A 15,017-nucleotide genomic window follows, 5' to 3' on the forward strand; every position below is an offset into this window, starting at 1 on the left:
GCCATCGCCGACGACTACAGCCACGTGCTGGCCGCCGCCACCACCGGCGGCAAGAACGTCATGCCGCGCCTGGCCGCGCTCGAGAACGTCAACCAGATCTCCGACATCATCGCCGTGGAGAGCGCCGACACCTTCAAGCGGCCGATCTACGCCGGCAACGCCATCGCCACCGTCAAATCGAACGACCCGCTCAAGGTGATCACCATACGCACCACCGCCTTCGACGCCGTGAGCGAGGGCGGTCCAGCCGTCATCGAAGCGCTCGACAGCGTCGTCGCCAACGACACCTCCCGCTTCCTCGGCGAAGAACTCGCCCAGAGCGAGCGTCCCGAACTCGGCGGCGCCCGAGTGGTCATCTCCGGCGGTCGCGGCATGGGCAATGGCGACAACTTCAAGCTGCTCGACGGCATCGCCGACAAGCTCGGTGCCGCCATCGGCGCATCAAGAGCGGCGGTGGACGCCGGCTTCGTGCCCAACGACATGCAGGTGGGGCAGACCGGCAAGATCGTCGCGCCCGAGCTTTATATTGCGGTGGGCATCAGCGGCGCGATCCAGCATCTCGCCGGGATGAAGGACTCCAAGGTGATCGTGGCGATCAACAAGGACGAGGAGGCGCCGATCTTCCAGGTGGCGGATTACGGCTTGGTGGGCGACCTGTTCGAGATCCTGCCGGAGCTGGAGCGGAAGCTGTAACCCGCCATTCCGGCAAGACCGGCATCCGTTTCAGACGGGTGTCGGTTCGTCGCGCCGCGACAAGGCTTCGATGATCTTGCACGCTTCGACGGTTTCGGCCTGACAGCCAAGCTCGAGCCGCTCCAGCTCCCGTTCGAGCGACTGCAGATCGCGAATCCGCTCTCGTACCTGCTCGAGTTGGCGATGAATGATGGCATCCACTTGCCGGCACGGGGCCGCGCGATCGTCGGATAGTCGCAGCAGGGCTCTGACCTCGTCGAGGCCGAGGCCCAGACGCCGGCAGCGCCTGATGAAGTCCAGGCGATCCCGCTCGTTGGGTGTGTACAGGCGGTAGCCCGCAGCCGAGCGATTCGCGGGGGATAACAGACCCGTGCGCTCGTAGTAGCGGATGGTGACGGGCTTGGTTCCCGTCAATGTGGCCAATTGACCGATGGTGAAGTGGTCGCGGGCCGCTGTCGTGTGATGCTTCATGGCTTGACCTTGTAGCGACTATAACCTTCATCCTAGCAGCCTTCTGGTGAAGGAGTCGGATCATGGATGCCTGCTGCGAAAACAAGCTTGGCGAGCTTGCCCTGCTGCGCGAGCGTCAGGCTCGCGTGCTCTATGCCGTCCTGGTCATCAATGGCGTAATGTTCCTGTTCGAATTCATCGCCGGCTGGGTGATTGGCTCCACCGCGCTGCTGGGCGATTCGCTCGATATGTTCGGCGATACCACCGTCTATGCGCTGACGCTGTACGCGCTGCACCGCAGCGACCGGATTCGCGCGGGGACCGCGTTGATCAAAGGCGCTTTCATGTTGCTCTTCGGCATTGCCGTGATCGCCGAAGCCATCCACAAGAGCGTTGTCGGTAGCGTTCCCGAGGCAGGCGCGATGGGCGTGGTCGGTGCCATCGCGCTGGTGGCGAACAGCGTCTGTTTCTTGTTGCTCTATCGCTATCGCAGCGCGGATCTGAACATGCGCTCGACTTGGCTTTGCTCACGCAATGACCTGGTGGCCAATGTCAGTGTCATCGTTGCTGCCGGCGCCGTCGCAATGACCGGGACGCTATGGCCGGATGTCATCGTCGGGCTGGCGATCGCCGTGTTGTTCCTGCATTCCGCATGGCAAGTTCTCTGGGAATCATGCCAGGCGTGGCGTGCCGCTTGTTGTCCTTCGGTGGCGGTGGAGGCCGCAGGCCCTCAAGAGACTGACTCCTGCTGTTCCCGAAGCCGCGCCAGCCGGTCGAGCGATTGCTGCCGCTAGCCGGTTGCGACATAAAACCGCGCCCGGACGGTAATCGTTGCGTCCCGTCGGCTCCGATAGCAATATCGGCAGCGATGTGGACCCGCTCGCCAGGGGGCGCATCGGAGATACAATAAGTCGCATGAGACCGTGTCGGCGCGCATAGCCGCCGAGGCCATGAACAGGGAGCGCGCATGTTGACTGTTTTGATGCTGTTTTTGATCTTCGCTGGCGTCGCCATTGCCGTCTATCAGGTTTACGACATCTACTATGACCAGAACTTCGGGGACGACGAGAGACGCCCTGAAACCGCCGCTGCCGAAGCCGACGGGGCTGATGCCTATGCATCGGCTCGTTCGGCAAGCTGGATGCAGCGATTCGAGGCCCTGCTCGGCAGCGATATCGATCGGCGTGTGGTGCAGGCCGCCCTGGCGGGTAATGACACCGCTGCCATGGTCGAACCGCTGCGTCGACGCAAGCGACGGCTCGTTTGCAACGGCAAGATCCAGATCCGCCACCTGCCGTTCTGGAAGACGAGCCCTCCCCGGAGGGACTTGCGCCCAGCGTTGTTGATCGCCGTACTGGTGAACTGTCTACTCGTGCTCTTCCTGGGTGGTTTGAGCCTGTATACCATCGCCTACGAAGTGCCGGGACAGGCTTTCGCCTGGACGAATAGCAAGTTCGTCTTGATGGTCATGATCTACACACTGATCGTGTTGACCTACCTGATATCCCGCTTCGACCGGTACATGCACGATCTGTATCAGATCGGCAAGCTGAACCGCTATCTCGGCGCCTAAGCTCTGTCTGAAAAATCGACGAGCGATGGGCAGGCAAGGCGCAACGACCGTAGGGAGTAACAGCCGAAGGCTGGCCCGAAGGATTCGCTATATGGACGAGCACAGCGTAGTCGTGGAAAGCGCCTAGCTTGAAAGAGGCCATCAAGAGGAGAGCTTGATGGCCTCTCTATTGTGAACGGGGCTAATTTAGAGTTAGCGAAGGGGATTGCTGCACTAGGCGGCTCGTGTCCGCGCCTTTTCCCGCTGGGCATCAAGCAATGCAATCTCAAGATCGTCGGTATCGCATTGAAACGCGTTGCAATGGGTGCATGTTACGCGATCGTCGTTATCACGAGACGTGGGAACGTAGAATTCTTCATGACCGCAGTGACTGCAGCGTAAATCGAGTATGATCCGCATCATGTCAGTGCCTTGTCCGAAAAGCTTGGTTCGTTCGGCTTGCGGCCTGTATGAACCGTTTTCAGGATCATGCCGCATGCCATGTTAAGAACCTGTATGGGATAACTCACTTCATGCCTATCCGTATGCGAGCCGCAGGTCGTGAGAAACTCTCCGCACTCCATACAGGTGATTTCGTCCCAATCCAAACAGCTATTTGGCAGGCATCGCTTCGTCGCTGCCGCAACGTGAACAAAAGATCCTGTATTCATCGATTGGCTCTCCTGGCTTGCCTAGTCATGAGGCAGGGTAGCGCTGGATGTTTTCGAGATGATGACACCGTGTGCAAGGGCTTCGGAGATGGTGTTTTTCAAGATCGTTGTCGCGCCCCTGTCTTATCGGGCTGGTTCGGAAGCGATCCGGCCCGGTGGTGGTCGTAGATTCGGCGTATGCGCGTTTTCAGCGCGGCGTACTTGTCACCCGTGCCCTGAGCCTTGCGCTGATAGTAGAACGTACTGCGCGAGAGACCGGCCGCTCGCAACAGCAAGGCGAGTGGTTGTTCATGCCTTAATCCTTGGACGACTTGCGCTTTTTGCCTCGCGCCGCCTGCTCCTCCTGGATCAAGGCATCGAGCTTTTTTAGATAAGCGTTCTCTGCCCGCAGATACGCCAACTCTTCAAGCAACTCCTCGTGGGAGCGCTCTTCATCAGCGGGCGGTGGTGAAGGAGGTTTCTGGGGCATCGGTTGGCGTCCCTTGCGTTGTGGCTCCAAGGCGGTCAAACATCCACTATGGTACTGACGCTCTCATCTGCCAATAGCGCTGCGCTCGCGGATATCGAACAACGTAGCCGTCTGGCGCTGTGACAGGCCATCCCGCCACATTCGCTCAAGCACCTCCCGCTTGAAAGCCGCACTGCGGACTGTACTTCTTGCGCAGGCCCAGCACGCCATGCTGCCGGTAGTTCTCTAGCCATTGCGATACGGTGGACTTATCCAGACCATGCTGGTGAGCGACTTCCCCTAGACTGACGTCCTCATGCAAACACTGCTGAACGACCAGCAGCTTGAACCTCTCGTCATATCTCGCCATCAAAAACACCCGAAGGTTGGATCGGTGTCCAACTTTCGGGGTGCAGTTCAGATTTGGGGGCGGCGTTATGATCGCGGATTGTTCGGCGCGGATCTGCTGGCGGCGACAATCGTAACGCTGACGTTGTTCCCACAGGCACTGGCATTCGCCATGTTGGCGGGACTACCCCCGGTAGTGGGGCTTTATGCTAGCTTGTTACCGTTGTTGCTTTACACCCTTCTAGGTAGCAGTTCCACGCTATCGGTCGACCCATGGCTGCTGTCTCGCTGATGACGGCTGCCGCTCTCGGCGGGTGGGCGCACCGGGCTCGGCGGACTACCTTGCTTGCCGCTGCCGTGTTGACGGTCTTCGTGACGCGCCACTGGCTGGGGCTGGGAGGAATGCCATGAAAGCGCTGGCAGGGTATCTGGCTGGCGTGCTGTTCGGCCTCGGCCTGGCGATCAGCGGCATGACCGACCCGGCACGGGTGGTCGGTTTTCTCGACGTGGCCGGCGACTGGGACCCGACTCTGATCTTCGTTCTCGGAAGTGCCGTCATTATTACCTTCATCGGCTATCGTCTGGTCTGGCGGCGTGCCGCGCCGCTCTTCGCTTCGCGGTTCCAGCTACCGACGCGACACGATCTGGATGCGCGACTGTTTGGCGGCGCGGCCCTGTTCGGTGTGGGATGGGGGCTCTCGGGCTACTGCCCGGGTCCGGCAGTGGCGTCGGTCGCGGGGCTTTCCTGGCCGTTGGCGGCCTTCTTGCTTGCCATGGCTGCGGGCTGGTGCGCCGCCTGACGCCCGCTCGCTGAGGTTGGTCGCCTCGTTTTGAGGTTACCGGTTGTGAGCGTGTCGAGCGACGGTCGAGAGCCGCATTCTAATCCGCGCATGGCTACCCTCTACTCCGGGATAACGCCGGGTTGCCGTGACAATGGGAGGACTCGGATAGCTGATAGAGGGCTTCCGGTTGCAGGATATGGAGCTCTCTCCCCTTGAGTGCGATCAGTGACTGCTGCTGTAGCCGGCCGAGAATACGGCTGACCGTTTCCAACACCAGACCCAGATAGTTGGCAATATCGGTGCGGGACATCGGCAGGCGGAAAGTCGCCGGAGAATAACCGTAACGCTCGAAGCGGCGTGCCAGATCCAGCAGAAAGCTCGCCATTCTCTCGTCGGCACTTTTGCAGGTCAACAATCGAATCAAACGGCGATCTTCACCCATGCCCCGGCTCATGCAGCGATAAAGTTGATTGCGCAACGCCGGCAAGCGCTCGGTCAAGACATCCAACTGATGAAAAGGGATTTCACAAACCGCTGCCCGCTCCAGGGCAATAATAAAGCCAGCATGGCTGCCTTCCTCGATACTTTCCAGCCCCATCAATTCGCCCGGCAGATAAAAATGGGTGATCTGTTCTTCGCCTTCATGGTCGAGAACGACCTGCTTGAAGCTTCCCGAACGGACCGTAAAGACTTGCGAGAATGGCTCTCCCTGGCGGCAGAGGGACTCACCGCGAACCAAGGGCGCCCGCCGCTTGATGATGGCATCGAACTCTTCCATGGCCTGCGCTTCCAGCGCCAACGGCAGGCAAAGTGAACTCAAGCTGCAGGTGCGGCAGTGGGTGCCGGACCCAGGGCGGTGTGGGCCACTGATGGGCGATACGGACATGACGCCATCCTCTCGCTTCGTGGTTAATTATAAAGCGTCGATTATGAGCCCGGGGCATGAGGATAACGGTGGCGCAAGTCCCAAGACTATCGGGGGACAGTAGCGCGAGGAAAAGGGAAAAGACAAGGACTACGACAGCGGCATCGCGATCTCGAAATGGAACCCCTTTGTATTCAGTGAATTGACAGCGTGTGAATAATTCATCTCTTGTCTATTTAATCTGAATTAACTGCAACCTGTTTTTCCGTTGGCCACCCAACCCACCCATGCAGCATGGTCGTTACCCAGCCTATGGCTTGCGCTGAGGGAAGCACCCTCGGTTCTGCCCGTCAACTCGGTTGGCCGGCGCGGACTTGGCTCCAGTCACCATGCGCATTGACTCCGCCTTTTGACTCGCGACATCCCGGTCGCTCGCGCTCCAAGCGGCAGGGCCGCCCAATCGTCGCTGCTGACGATCTGTCGTTAGATTTTACTTTGTCTTGCCTCCGTTCGCCTATGTTGTCAATTTCCGCTGGCGTCCGAGTGAAGCAGTATGCGACTAACTTATTCGGAGCCAGTGGTGGCGTCTCGCGACCAGCTCCAGTCACGAATCTCCGGCGGGTCATCGAAGTGCTCGCGGATATAGTCGTGGTGCCGCGCCAGTTGCGCTTCCAGATGGGTGATGAGTCTGGCACTGCGGGCGAGCTGACCGTGAACGTAGCGCAGCACATCCAGACAGAGATGAAGTCGGCTGATGCGGTTGAGTACTACCATGTCGAACGGTGTGGTGGTGGTGCCTTCCTCGAGATAGCCGCGTACATGAAAGCGTTCGGCGGCAGGGCGACCGTGCAGCAGTTGATGGATCACCCCAGGATAGCCATGAAAGGCGAACAGCACCGGTCGGCTGGCGGTAAACAGCGATAGGAAGTGCGACTCGCTGATACCGTGGGGATGGCGTTCCGCTGGCGGCAAAATCATCAGGTCGACCACATTGACCACGCGAATCCTCAGATCGGGAAGAAAATCGCGTAACAGATCGACCGCCGCCAGCGTCTCCTGGGTGGGAATGTCGCCGGCACAGGCCATGACGATATCGGGCTCTTCGCTGCCGCAGTTGCTCGCCCACTTCCAGATACTGCCGCCCCGGGCACAGTGGGAGCGCGCCTCGTCAAGCGTCAGATACTGCAACTGAGGTTGTTTGTCGATGATAATGGCATTGAGGTAGTTGACGCTTTTCAGGCAGTGTTCGGCCACCGACAGCAGACAATTGGCATCCGGCGGCAGGTAGATGCGCACCACCGATGGCTGCTTGGTCAGCAGGGCGTCGATGAACCCCGGCCCCTGATGACTGAAGCCATTGTGGTCGTTGCGCCAGCAGGTCGAGGTCAGCAGGTAGTTGAGCGAAGCGATCGAGGCCCGCCAGGGGACATCCCGAGCATGTTCCAGCCACTTGGCATGCTGAGTGGCCATGGAATCGACGATGGTGGCGAAAGCCTCATAACTGGCGAACAGGCCGTGGCGCCCGGTGAGCAGGTAGCCCTCTAGCCAGCCGTGGCAGCTGTGCTCGCTAAGCACTTCCATGACCCGTCCCTGGGGCGAGACATGATCGTCGTCGGGGAGGGTTCTGGCAACCAGGCAGCGGTCGCTGGCCTCGAACACTGCCCCCAGCCGATTAGAGTTGGTCTCATCCGGACAGAACAAGCGGAAATTGCGAGGATTGTCGTGATAGATATCGCGCAGCATGGCGCCCAGTACCCGGGTGGATTCATGGCGCCGACGCGCACGCCGGGCGGGATCGATGGGCAGTGCATACTCGCTCAGGTTCCGCAGTTCGAGCGCTATGCTCAGCCGGCCGCCGTTGGCGTGCGGATTCGAGCCCATGCGTCGCCGACCTTCGGGCGCCAACGCCAGGATCTCGGGCGCCGGTCGGCCAGCCTCATCGAACAGTGTCTCGGGCCGGTAACTGGCCAGCCACTGCTCGAGCTGGCGCAGATGTTCAGGGTGGTTTTCCACTCCAGCAAGCGGTACCTGGTGGGCGCGGAAGGTGCCCTCCACCGGTTTGCCATCCACCTGTTCGGGGCCGGTCCAACCCTTGGGCGTGCGCAATATGATCATCGGCCATACCGGTAGTTGCTGCAGTCCATCGCGACGGGCCCGTTGTTGGATGGCGGCGATATCGTCGAACGCTTCTTCCAGTGCCATGGCCAGTGCCTGATGTACCTCGGTCGGGTCATCGCCGCAGACAAAGCGTGGCGCATAGCCGTGCCCTGCGAACAGCCGGCTCAAGGCTGTGTTGCTCTGACGCCCCAGCACCGTGGGGCCGGCAATCTTGTAGCCGTTGAGATGCAGTATTGGCAGTACCGCGCCATCGCGCTCGGGGTTGAGAAATCGCACGCCCTTCCACGAACCTTCCAGCGGTGCGGTCTCCGCCTCGCCATCACCGATCACGGCGGTGGCGATCAGCTCCGGGTTATCGAATACCGCGCCGAAGGCGTGCATCAGCACGTAGCCGAGTTCGCCACCTTCATGAATGGAGCCTGGGGTGGGTACGCTGACGTGACTGGGGACACCGCCTGGCGTCGAGAACTGACGAAACAGTTTCAGCATACCGGTGGCATCCCGGGGGATGTCGGGAAAGTGCTCGCTGTAACTGCCTTCCAGCCAGACATTGGCGAGTAGCGCCGGTCCACCGTGGCCGGGCCCGGTCAGATAGAGCATGTCGAGATCGCGTTCGTGGATCAGCCGGTTGAGGTGAGCATAGATCAGATTGAGACCCGGCGAGGTACCCCAGTGGCCCAGCAGGCGTGGCTTGATGTGCTCGACCGTCAGTGGATCGCGCAGCAGTGGATTGGCCTGCAGATAGATTTGGCCCACCGTCAGATAATTGGCGGCGCGCCACCAGGCATTGATGCGTGCAAGCTCCCGTTCGTCCAGGAGTGGTTGGGTATCGGACATGGCGACCTCGTCGCTTTTTGCAATCATGCCGGACATTGGCCCGGCGTTCATTGATCACGGCGTGATGGCGACCTTGAGAACACCATCACGCTGGTGAGCGAACAGGTCGTAGGCCTCGACGATGTCGTCGAGGGCGTAGCGATGCGTGACCAGCGAGGCGGTATCGACTCGCCCCGCCGATACGACATCGACTAATCGGCGCATGCGCTCTTTTCCACCGGGGCACAGCGAGGTGACGATACGGTGATCGCCGAGGCCGGAACAAAAGGCGTCGAGCGGCAGGGTCAAGTCGCTGGAGTAGACTCCAAGGCTGGAGAGCGTGCCGCCGGGCTTGAGCACGCGCAATGCCGACTCGAAGGTGGCCTGGGTGCCCAGCGCCTCGATTGCCGCATCGACGCCGCGGCCGCCGGTGAGCTTGAGAATCTCGCTGATGACGTCGACCTCGTGAAAGTTCAGTGTGACATCGGCGCCCATGTTGCGCGAGATGGCCAGGCGCTGGTCGATACCATCGACCGCGATGATGCAACTCGCGCCGTGCAGCCGGGCGCCGGCGGTTGCGCATAGTCCGATCGGCCCCTGGGCGAAGATCGCCACGATATCGCCGATGCCGATAGCGGCACTTTCAGCCCCGACGAAACCGGTCGACATGATGTCGGGGCACATCAGCACTTGCTCGTCGTTGAGTCCGTCGGGGATCGGCGCTAGGTTAGCTTGGGCATCGGGGACCCGTACATACTCGGCTTGAACCCCATCGATGGTATTGCCAAAGCGCCAGCCGCCCATCGGCTTGTAGCCGTGGCCGTGGCCTCCTCCATCCTGCGCCGGATGGCCGTCCTGGCAGGCGAAGGAGGTGAAACCCGGACAGATCGCCCCGGCGATGACGCGCTGGCCCTCGTAATAGCCCTGCAAATTGGCGCCAAGCTTCTCGATGACGCCGACTGGTTCATGGCCAACGGTCAGCCCCGGTGTGACTGGATACTCACCCTTCAAGATGTGCACATCGGTGCCGCAGATGGTGGTTGTCGTGATACGCATCAAGGCATCGTCGGGGCCGATGGCGGGCAACGGTTTCTCGGTCAGCTCGATGCGACCAGGTTCGACATAGACAGCGGCTTTCATCGTGGTCATGGCTTGTCTCCTGCGCTCAATGGGGCATTGTCCGAGGACGGAATCAGTATCCGGCGGGACGCACATCGTCGATTTGACTTGGATCAAGCCGGCATCGGCGGTATCCGGAAGCCGTTGGCTTTTGCGCTGGTCGATTCTTGATCCGGATCAAGGGGCATTCCGGGATCGCAAGGATGGTGATAGTCGGTCTGTCCGAAACGCGGTCAGTCGCCGGCATTCCAGCCATGATAATGGAGGATCCGGAGATGAGTAGAGAGCGTCTGGTGATGGTGTCGAATCGAGTGCCGGCAAGCGATGGAAGTGCCGCAGCGGGTGGGTTGGCCGTGGGGCTCGATGCGGCCCTCAAGGCCAGCGCCGTGCCAGATCAGCAGAAAGCTTGCCATTCGCTCGTCGGCGCTTTTACGGTCAAGCGGATCAGACGTCGATCATCGCCCATGCCCTGGCTCATGCTGCGATAAAGTTGATTGCGCAACGCCGGTAAACGCTCGGTCAATACAACCAATTGATGGAACGGGATTTCACAGACCGTCGCCCGCTCCAGAGCGATAATGAAGCTCACATGGCTGCCTTCAGAGATGCTTTCCAGCCCCATCAGTTCGTCCGGTAGGTGAAAGTGGGTGATCTGTTCTACGCCTTCCTGATCGAGAACGACCTGTTTGAAGCTACCGGAACGGACTGCGAAGGCCTCGGAGAAAGGCTCCTCCCTGGCGGCAGAGGACTTCACCGCGAATCAGGGAGACCGGCGCTTGATGATGGCATCGAACTCTTCCATGGCCTGCACTTTCAGTGCCATGGCAAACATAACGAACTGAGACTACAAGTGCGACAGTGGATGCCGGGCCCGGGATGGTGCGAGCCGCCGATGGGTGATAAGGACATGGCGCTATCCCTTGCTCCGTGGCTGATCAATCGATGTCGAATTTGTGAGCCCGGGCGTAAGGATAACGACTGACACGAGTCCCAAGCGCAACGGAGGCAGTAGAGTGAGTAAAGCGAGGAAAAGAAAAAAGACAAGGGCTGCCATCAGGGCATGTTGAAATCGAGAGGCAAACGCTTTGGATTCAATGGATTAATGAATTTAAAATAATTCATATATTAATGATTTTACATGAATTTCTCGTATCTTTCATTCGATCCGCTCACTATCGCAACATACCGCCACGATCCTACTATCAAGTCCCGCAGCTTTTCGCCGATGGGAAACCCTGGAGTCTCATCGTCATCTGCCTGTCCGAATCGATCGGTTGCTGTGGATTTGATCCCGATCAAGATTCTCCAGCCAGCAATGCCATAGCATGGTCCCGTCACTTCGGTTCGATACTATATCCGGTTCGACACTACATCCGGTTCGATACTACATCCGGTTAAAAGGATAGAGACATGCCTGAGATAATGAGAGGATCCGTAAATTTGGGAGAGTAATATCGGAGCGGCGCCGGAGACTGGATTTATATTGTCCGGTACTCAAGATAGAAGATGTCGGCAAAGTCAGCGGTGATGATAATCGAAGTTGTCATGCAGGAATAAAACATGGTGGATTTTACTGCTAGGATTTCCCCGGCATGGAATGGGTATGCCTGCATCCGGGAAGACTCCCGAATTATTGGATACCGGCAATTCCGGCTTAGCCCAATGAATGTAAGGTGTGCTAGGAAGACAGCGCCATGGCAGATTCAATTTTGGTTGGAAATTGGCGCATTTTTGATATGGATCAAGTTGGCCATTCTCATAGGGAGAATGATGGAAAAATGGGTTAAACCCATGCGAGTTTCATGCATTCGCCTGAGAGCGCCATATGGCGTAGGAGCTACCAAATGCTTACTTTACGTCTATCCGATAACAATACGAGCTTTGATGAGGGAAAGCTTATCGAGGCTTGTGTTTTCGATCTCGATGGTGTCGTCACGCGGACACAAAAGCTACATTGCCAAGCGTGGAAATCTATATTCGATGATTATTTGAAATCCAGAACCGCCCGCCATAATAAATCCTTTATACCCTTCGATGCGGAAAAAGACTACTGGCTTCATGTCGATGGTCGATCACCTGTTGAAGGAGTCAAACGGTTTTTGACATCAAGATCGATGATTTTACCAGAAGGCAATGAAAATGATTCGGTCGAGCAAGAAACCGTTCAGGGGCTGGCAAATAAAAAAGACGAGCTATTCCGTATGTTGCTGGAGCGCGATGGTGTAGAGGTTATCGAAACGACTGTCGTGTTCATTCGTAGCATCAGGGCGGCAGGCCTGAAATCGGCACTGGTGTCATCGAGTCGAAATGCACGACAGGTTCTAGATAAGGCCGGTTTGACGGGACTGTTCGATGTGTGCATCGATGGGGTCGAGGCAGAAGTACAAAGGTTGCATGGCAAGCCCAGTCCGGATGTTTATCGTTATGCCGCTAAAAAACTGAACCTTGAACCGATCCGGTTGTTAACGATTGAAGGGACGCTATCAGGTATCGAATCCGCTAAGTCCGCCGGATATGGATTGATTGTGGCAATTGGCGGTGATGGGAAAAGATCGGTTTTGATTCAACATGGCGCGGACATGGTTATTACCGACTTGATGGAGTTGCATCGATCGGATCTCTTTCGACAATCTGGCGTTAATCAATACTTTTCCATCATTGTAAGACGACTGGAAAACAAGGCTCCGGCTATATTTCTAGACTATGATGGCGCCTTGAGACCAATGATAGCGCGTCCGGAGATGGCTCTACTCGATATAACCATGCGGGAAACCCTGGATCGGCTGTCCAAAAAAGTCTTTATCGGCATAATTAGTAGCCGTGATCTATACGATGTCGCGGATCTCATGGGGTCGGATAATCTTGTATATACAGGTAGCCACGGCCTGGATATAGCGGAACCGAATGGCATTCGTATGGAATGCCCGGAGGCCATCGAACATCTCCCCATACTGGATTGGGCGGAACGTCGACTTAGACGGCAGTTGGCGACAGTCGAAGGAGTGATTGTCGAACGTAAGCGGTTCTCGATTGCCGTACATTACCGGTTGGTGTCTTCGGAAAATGTCAATGCGATTGATAATCTGGTGGCCAGAGTCATTGAGATGGCATTGCCCGCCTTGCGTCGGACTGGTGGAAAAAAGACCTTTGAAATCAGGCCGGCGGTGGAATGGGATAAAGGAAAAGCGCTGTTGTGGTTGTTGAAAACTTTGGATGTGAATAGTTCAAGGCTATTGCCGTTCTGTATCGGTGGCGATGAGGCGGATGAAGACGCCTTCGATGTGTCGCAGGGAAAAAATGGCATTGGGGTGATTGTTTTTTCGGTATCCTCTTTGACAACTGCATGCTTCCGCCTAAATGATGTTGCGGACGTGAAAACCGTTCTAGACCGTCTAGCAAACTATTGAAAGCCGTCCGTCCGGCAGCGCACTCATGGAATGTTCTCCGTCCCGTCGTGAACCTTGACCCAGATCAAGTCTGGGTTCACCCATCGGCGCAAACTGAGCATGGCTTCGGCCACTTTCATAGCCCTGGACAGGGAGAGAGCAAGTCATGGAACTAACCACCTGGAATCCTTTCCGCGAAATGGAAGCGTTCTTCGATCGCTATAACCGCAACCGCCCGGCGTCTTCCCGCGAGGTTTGGGCACCGGCAGTGGATATCAGCGAAACCGACAAGGAGTACGTCATCACAGCGGAACTGGCTGGTATCGACGGCAAGGATGTCGAGATCACGGTACAGAACAACGTGCTGACGCTCAGGGGTGAGCGGCATGACACGAAAGAGAGCAAGGACGCCAAGCACCACCTGGTCGAGACCAGCTATGGTCGCTTTTCGCGCAGTTTCTCGCTGCCATCCGATGTCATCGAGGAGCGGATCAGTGCCAATGGCAAGGACGGCATGTTGACCATCCATGTGCCGAAGGCGGAGATCGCCCCAGCCAAGAAGATCACCGTGAAGTCGGAATGAGCAGGAAGCGCTGAGACAGGATTGCCGCATCGGTTGCATGGTCGGTGCGGTTTTTCTTTTTACCATTGCTTCAGGCGAGCGAACGGCGCAGGCGGAGCAGAGCGAAAAGGAAAAACACGGTACCGATCACGGCCAGCGCCAGCAGTTGTGGCCAGACGATGGCCAGACCGGCACCGCGAAACAGGATGTGTTGACCGAGCTCGACGAAGTGTGTGGTCGGTGCCAGCAGCATGATGTGCTGAACCACTTCAGGCATGCTTTCTCGCGGGGTCATGCCGCCGGAGAGGACTTGCAACGGGATCAGCGCCAGGATGATGAGCAGGCCGAGTTGTGGCATCGAGCGGGCAACGGTGCCGAAGAAGATGCCCATCGATGTGGTAGCGAACAGGTGCAGGGCCGTACCTAGCAGGAATAGCGTCATCGAGCCTCGCAATGGTATCCCCATCCAGCCGCCGACGATGAAATAAAGTGACAGCGCGGTGCTTACCAATACCACCAGTCCCATCGACCACACTTTGGCCGCCATGATCTCGAACGGCGTGAGCGGCATGACCAGCAGGTGCTCGATCGTGCCGTGCTCCCGTTCCCGGATGAGTGCGGCACCGGTCAGGATGATCGACAGCATGGTGATTTGATTGATGACTTCGTTGATCGCGCCGAACCAGGATTGGGTCAGGTTGGGGTTGTAGCGCGTGCGGATCACCGCCTGCACGGGGCGGGTAGAAGGGACTCCGCTGCCTTGCAGGAATACCATGACCTCGTCGTTGATGATCTGCTGGATATAGCCGGCGCCGGTGAATGCCTGGCTGATTTGGGTGGCGTCGACATTCAACTGGATCGAGGTCTGCCCTCCGCGCAGCAGGTCATGCTGGAAATCGGGCGGGATGTTCAGGGCGAAGGTATAGCGCCCCTCGTCCATGCCCTCGTCCATGTCGGCATGGTCGGTCAGTACCGGTTCGAGAAAGTAGGGTTCCTGAAAGGCATCGATGAGGCGTTGAGAGATGGGTGAGCGATCCTCGTCCACCATCGCGATACTGGCACGGTGGGGCGTTTCCGGGACACTGGTGGAACTCGAATAGACGCTCAGGGTGAAGGCATAGAGAATCAGCACGGCCATGGCCGGATCGCGTGCCAGGGTACGCAACTCCTTGATGCCCAGATACAGGATGTTCGATAGCGAGCGCAT

At 58.1% G+C, this 15,017-nt stretch carries 16 protein-coding genes; 7 read left to right on the forward strand and 9 right to left on the reverse strand.

Annotation, left to right across the window (positions count from 1 at the left end; genetic code table 11):
• Nucleotides 1-693 (forward strand): FAD-binding protein (locus DOM57_RS07820; protein WP_110648706.1); only part of this gene is annotated, 693 nt, incomplete at its 5' end.
• 30 nt (nt 694-723) lie between these two features.
• Here the strand turns inward: DOM57_RS07820 and DOM57_RS07825 are convergent.
• The gene (locus tag DOM57_RS07825) at nt 724-1,164 is read right to left on the reverse strand and encodes a MerR family DNA-binding protein (RefSeq protein ID WP_110648670.1); all 441 of its coding nucleotides are present in this window, start codon (nt 1,162-1,164) and stop codon (nt 724-726) included.
• 62 nt (nt 1,165-1,226) lie between these two features.
• Between DOM57_RS07825 and DOM57_RS07830 the strand changes: the two genes are divergently transcribed.
• The gene (locus DOM57_RS07830; protein ID WP_110648671.1) at nt 1,227-1,937 is read left to right on the forward strand and encodes a cation diffusion facilitator family transporter; all 711 of its coding nucleotides are present in this window, start codon (nt 1,227-1,229) and stop codon (nt 1,935-1,937) included.
• 173 nt (nt 1,938-2,110) lie between these two features.
• Nucleotides 2,111-2,716 (forward strand): hypothetical protein, encoded by a 606-nt coding sequence (locus tag DOM57_RS07835; RefSeq protein WP_110648672.1) that lies wholly within the window; start codon nt 2,111-2,113, stop codon nt 2,714-2,716.
• A gap of 398 nt (nt 2,717-3,114) precedes the next feature.
• On the opposite strand, the gene DOM57_RS21740 is transcribed toward DOM57_RS07835, so the two are convergent.
• The 3 genes from DOM57_RS21740 to DOM57_RS22700 form a co-directional block, all read right to left on the reverse strand.
• Complete coding sequence (locus DOM57_RS21740) at nt 3,115-3,366, reverse strand: hypothetical protein (RefSeq protein ID WP_162619476.1); 252 nt, start codon at nt 3,364-3,366, stop codon at nt 3,115-3,117.
• A gap of 295 nt (nt 3,367-3,661) precedes the next feature.
• Nucleotides 3,662-3,835 carry a hypothetical protein gene (locus DOM57_RS21745; protein WP_162619477.1) on the reverse strand — a complete coding sequence of 58 codons (174 nt, stop codon included), beginning with the start codon at nt 3,833-3,835 and terminating at the stop codon, nt 3,662-3,664.
• 145 nt (nt 3,836-3,980) lie between these two features.
• Entirely contained in the window at nt 3,981-4,184 is a 204-nt protein-coding gene (locus tag DOM57_RS22700) for a helix-turn-helix domain-containing protein (RefSeq protein WP_110648673.1), read from the reverse strand.
• On the opposite strand from DOM57_RS22700, the gene DOM57_RS22245 reads away from it, so the two are divergent.
• Together DOM57_RS22245 and DOM57_RS07850 are read left to right on the forward strand one after the other, a co-directional pair.
• Entirely contained in the window at nt 4,131-4,454 is a 324-nt protein-coding gene (locus DOM57_RS22245; protein ID WP_338056466.1) for a SulP family inorganic anion transporter, read from the forward strand. The genes DOM57_RS22700 and DOM57_RS22245 overlap by 54 nt on opposite strands.
• A gap of 115 nt (nt 4,455-4,569) precedes the next feature.
• A complete protein-coding gene (locus tag DOM57_RS07850) occupies nt 4,570-4,962 on the forward strand; it encodes a DUF6691 family protein (protein WP_110648674.1) in 393 nt (130 codons plus the stop codon).
• 94 nt (nt 4,963-5,056) lie between these two features.
• Here the strand turns inward: DOM57_RS07850 and fnr are convergent, their stop codons facing one another.
• From fnr to DOM57_RS21750, 4 genes are all read right to left on the reverse strand, one after another.
• Entirely contained in the window at nt 5,057-5,830 is a 774-nt protein-coding gene (gene fnr, locus DOM57_RS07855; protein WP_110648675.1) for a fumarate/nitrate reduction transcriptional regulator Fnr, read from the reverse strand.
• A gap of 543 nt (nt 5,831-6,373) precedes the next feature.
• Complete coding sequence (locus tag DOM57_RS07860) at nt 6,374-8,764, reverse strand: phosphoketolase family protein (RefSeq protein WP_110648707.1); 2,391 nt, start codon at nt 8,762-8,764, stop codon at nt 6,374-6,376.
• Between the two features lie 54 nt (nt 8,765-8,818).
• On the reverse strand, nt 8,819-9,892 hold the full coding sequence (locus DOM57_RS07865) for an NAD(P)-dependent alcohol dehydrogenase (RefSeq protein ID WP_110648676.1): 1,074 nt from the start codon (nt 9,890-9,892) through the stop codon (nt 8,819-8,821).
• Between the two features lie 364 nt (nt 9,893-10,256).
• Complete coding sequence (locus DOM57_RS21750) at nt 10,257-10,616, reverse strand: cyclic nucleotide-binding domain-containing protein (RefSeq protein WP_162619479.1); 360 nt, start codon at nt 10,614-10,616, stop codon at nt 10,257-10,259.
• A gap of 1,090 nt (nt 10,617-11,706) precedes the next feature.
• Here DOM57_RS21750 and otsB point away from each other — a divergent pair.
• Both otsB and DOM57_RS07880 read left to right on the forward strand, forming a co-directional pair.
• A complete protein-coding gene (otsB, locus tag DOM57_RS07875) occupies nt 11,707-13,269 on the forward strand; it encodes a trehalose-phosphatase (protein ID WP_162619480.1) in 1,563 nt (520 codons plus the stop codon).
• Between the two features lie 145 nt (nt 13,270-13,414).
• Nucleotides 13,415-13,831, forward strand: coding sequence for an Hsp20/alpha crystallin family protein (locus tag DOM57_RS07880; protein ID WP_110648679.1), 417 nt, complete (start codon nt 13,415-13,417; stop codon nt 13,829-13,831).
• Nucleotides 13,832-13,901: 70 nt separating this feature from the next.
• Here DOM57_RS07880 and DOM57_RS07885 read toward each other — a convergent pair whose 3' ends face one another.
• Nucleotides 13,902-15,017: an ABC transporter permease gene (locus DOM57_RS07885; protein WP_110648680.1), complete on the reverse strand. Its 1,116-nt coding sequence runs from the start codon at nt 15,015-15,017 to the stop codon at nt 13,902-13,904.

Origin of the sequence: Salinicola peritrichatus (genome assembly GCF_003206715.1) — a bacterium.
Lineage (GTDB): Bacteria > Pseudomonadota > Gammaproteobacteria > Pseudomonadales > Halomonadaceae > Salinicola > Salinicola peritrichatus.

Bases quoted from the DNA above. Each gene is read 5' to 3' on its own strand.
- DOM57_RS07885 (WP_110648680.1), bottom strand. From the start codon at position 15,017: ATGCGCTCGCTATCGAACATCCTGTATCTGGGCATCAAGGAGTTGCGT.
- DOM57_RS07835 (WP_110648672.1), top strand. From the start codon at position 2,111: ATGTTGACTGTTTTGATGCTGTTTTTGATCTTCGCTGGCGTCGCCATT.
- DOM57_RS07825 (WP_110648670.1), bottom strand. From the start codon at position 1,164: ATGAAGCATCACACGACAGCGGCCCGCGACCACTTCACCATCGGTCAA.
- otsB (WP_162619480.1), top strand. From the start codon at position 11,707: ATGCTTACTTTACGTCTATCCGATAACAATACGAGCTTTGATGAGGGA.
- DOM57_RS22700 (WP_110648673.1), bottom strand. From the start codon at position 4,184: ATGGCGAGATATGACGAGAGGTTCAAGCTGCTGGTCGTTCAGCAGTGT.
- DOM57_RS07850 (WP_110648674.1), top strand. From the start codon at position 4,570: ATGAAAGCGCTGGCAGGGTATCTGGCTGGCGTGCTGTTCGGCCTCGGC.
- DOM57_RS07860 (WP_110648707.1), bottom strand. From the start codon at position 8,764: ATGTCCGATACCCAACCACTCCTGGACGAACGGGAGCTTGCACGCATC.
- DOM57_RS07880 (WP_110648679.1), top strand. From the start codon at position 13,415: ATGGAACTAACCACCTGGAATCCTTTCCGCGAAATGGAAGCGTTCTTC.
- DOM57_RS21745 (WP_162619477.1), bottom strand. From the start codon at position 3,835: ATGCCCCAGAAACCTCCTTCACCACCGCCCGCTGATGAAGAGCGCTCC.
- DOM57_RS07865 (WP_110648676.1), bottom strand. From the start codon at position 9,892: ATGACCACGATGAAAGCCGCTGTCTATGTCGAACCTGGTCGCATCGAG.
- DOM57_RS21740 (WP_162619476.1), bottom strand. From the start codon at position 3,366: ATGAATACAGGATCTTTTGTTCACGTTGCGGCAGCGACGAAGCGATGC.
- DOM57_RS22245 (WP_338056466.1), top strand. From the start codon at position 4,131: ATGCAAACACTGCTGAACGACCAGCAGCTTGAACCTCTCGTCATATCT.
- fnr (WP_110648675.1), bottom strand. From the start codon at position 5,830: ATGTCCGTATCGCCCATCAGTGGCCCACACCGCCCTGGGTCCGGCACC.
- DOM57_RS07830 (WP_110648671.1), top strand. From the start codon at position 1,227: ATGGATGCCTGCTGCGAAAACAAGCTTGGCGAGCTTGCCCTGCTGCGC.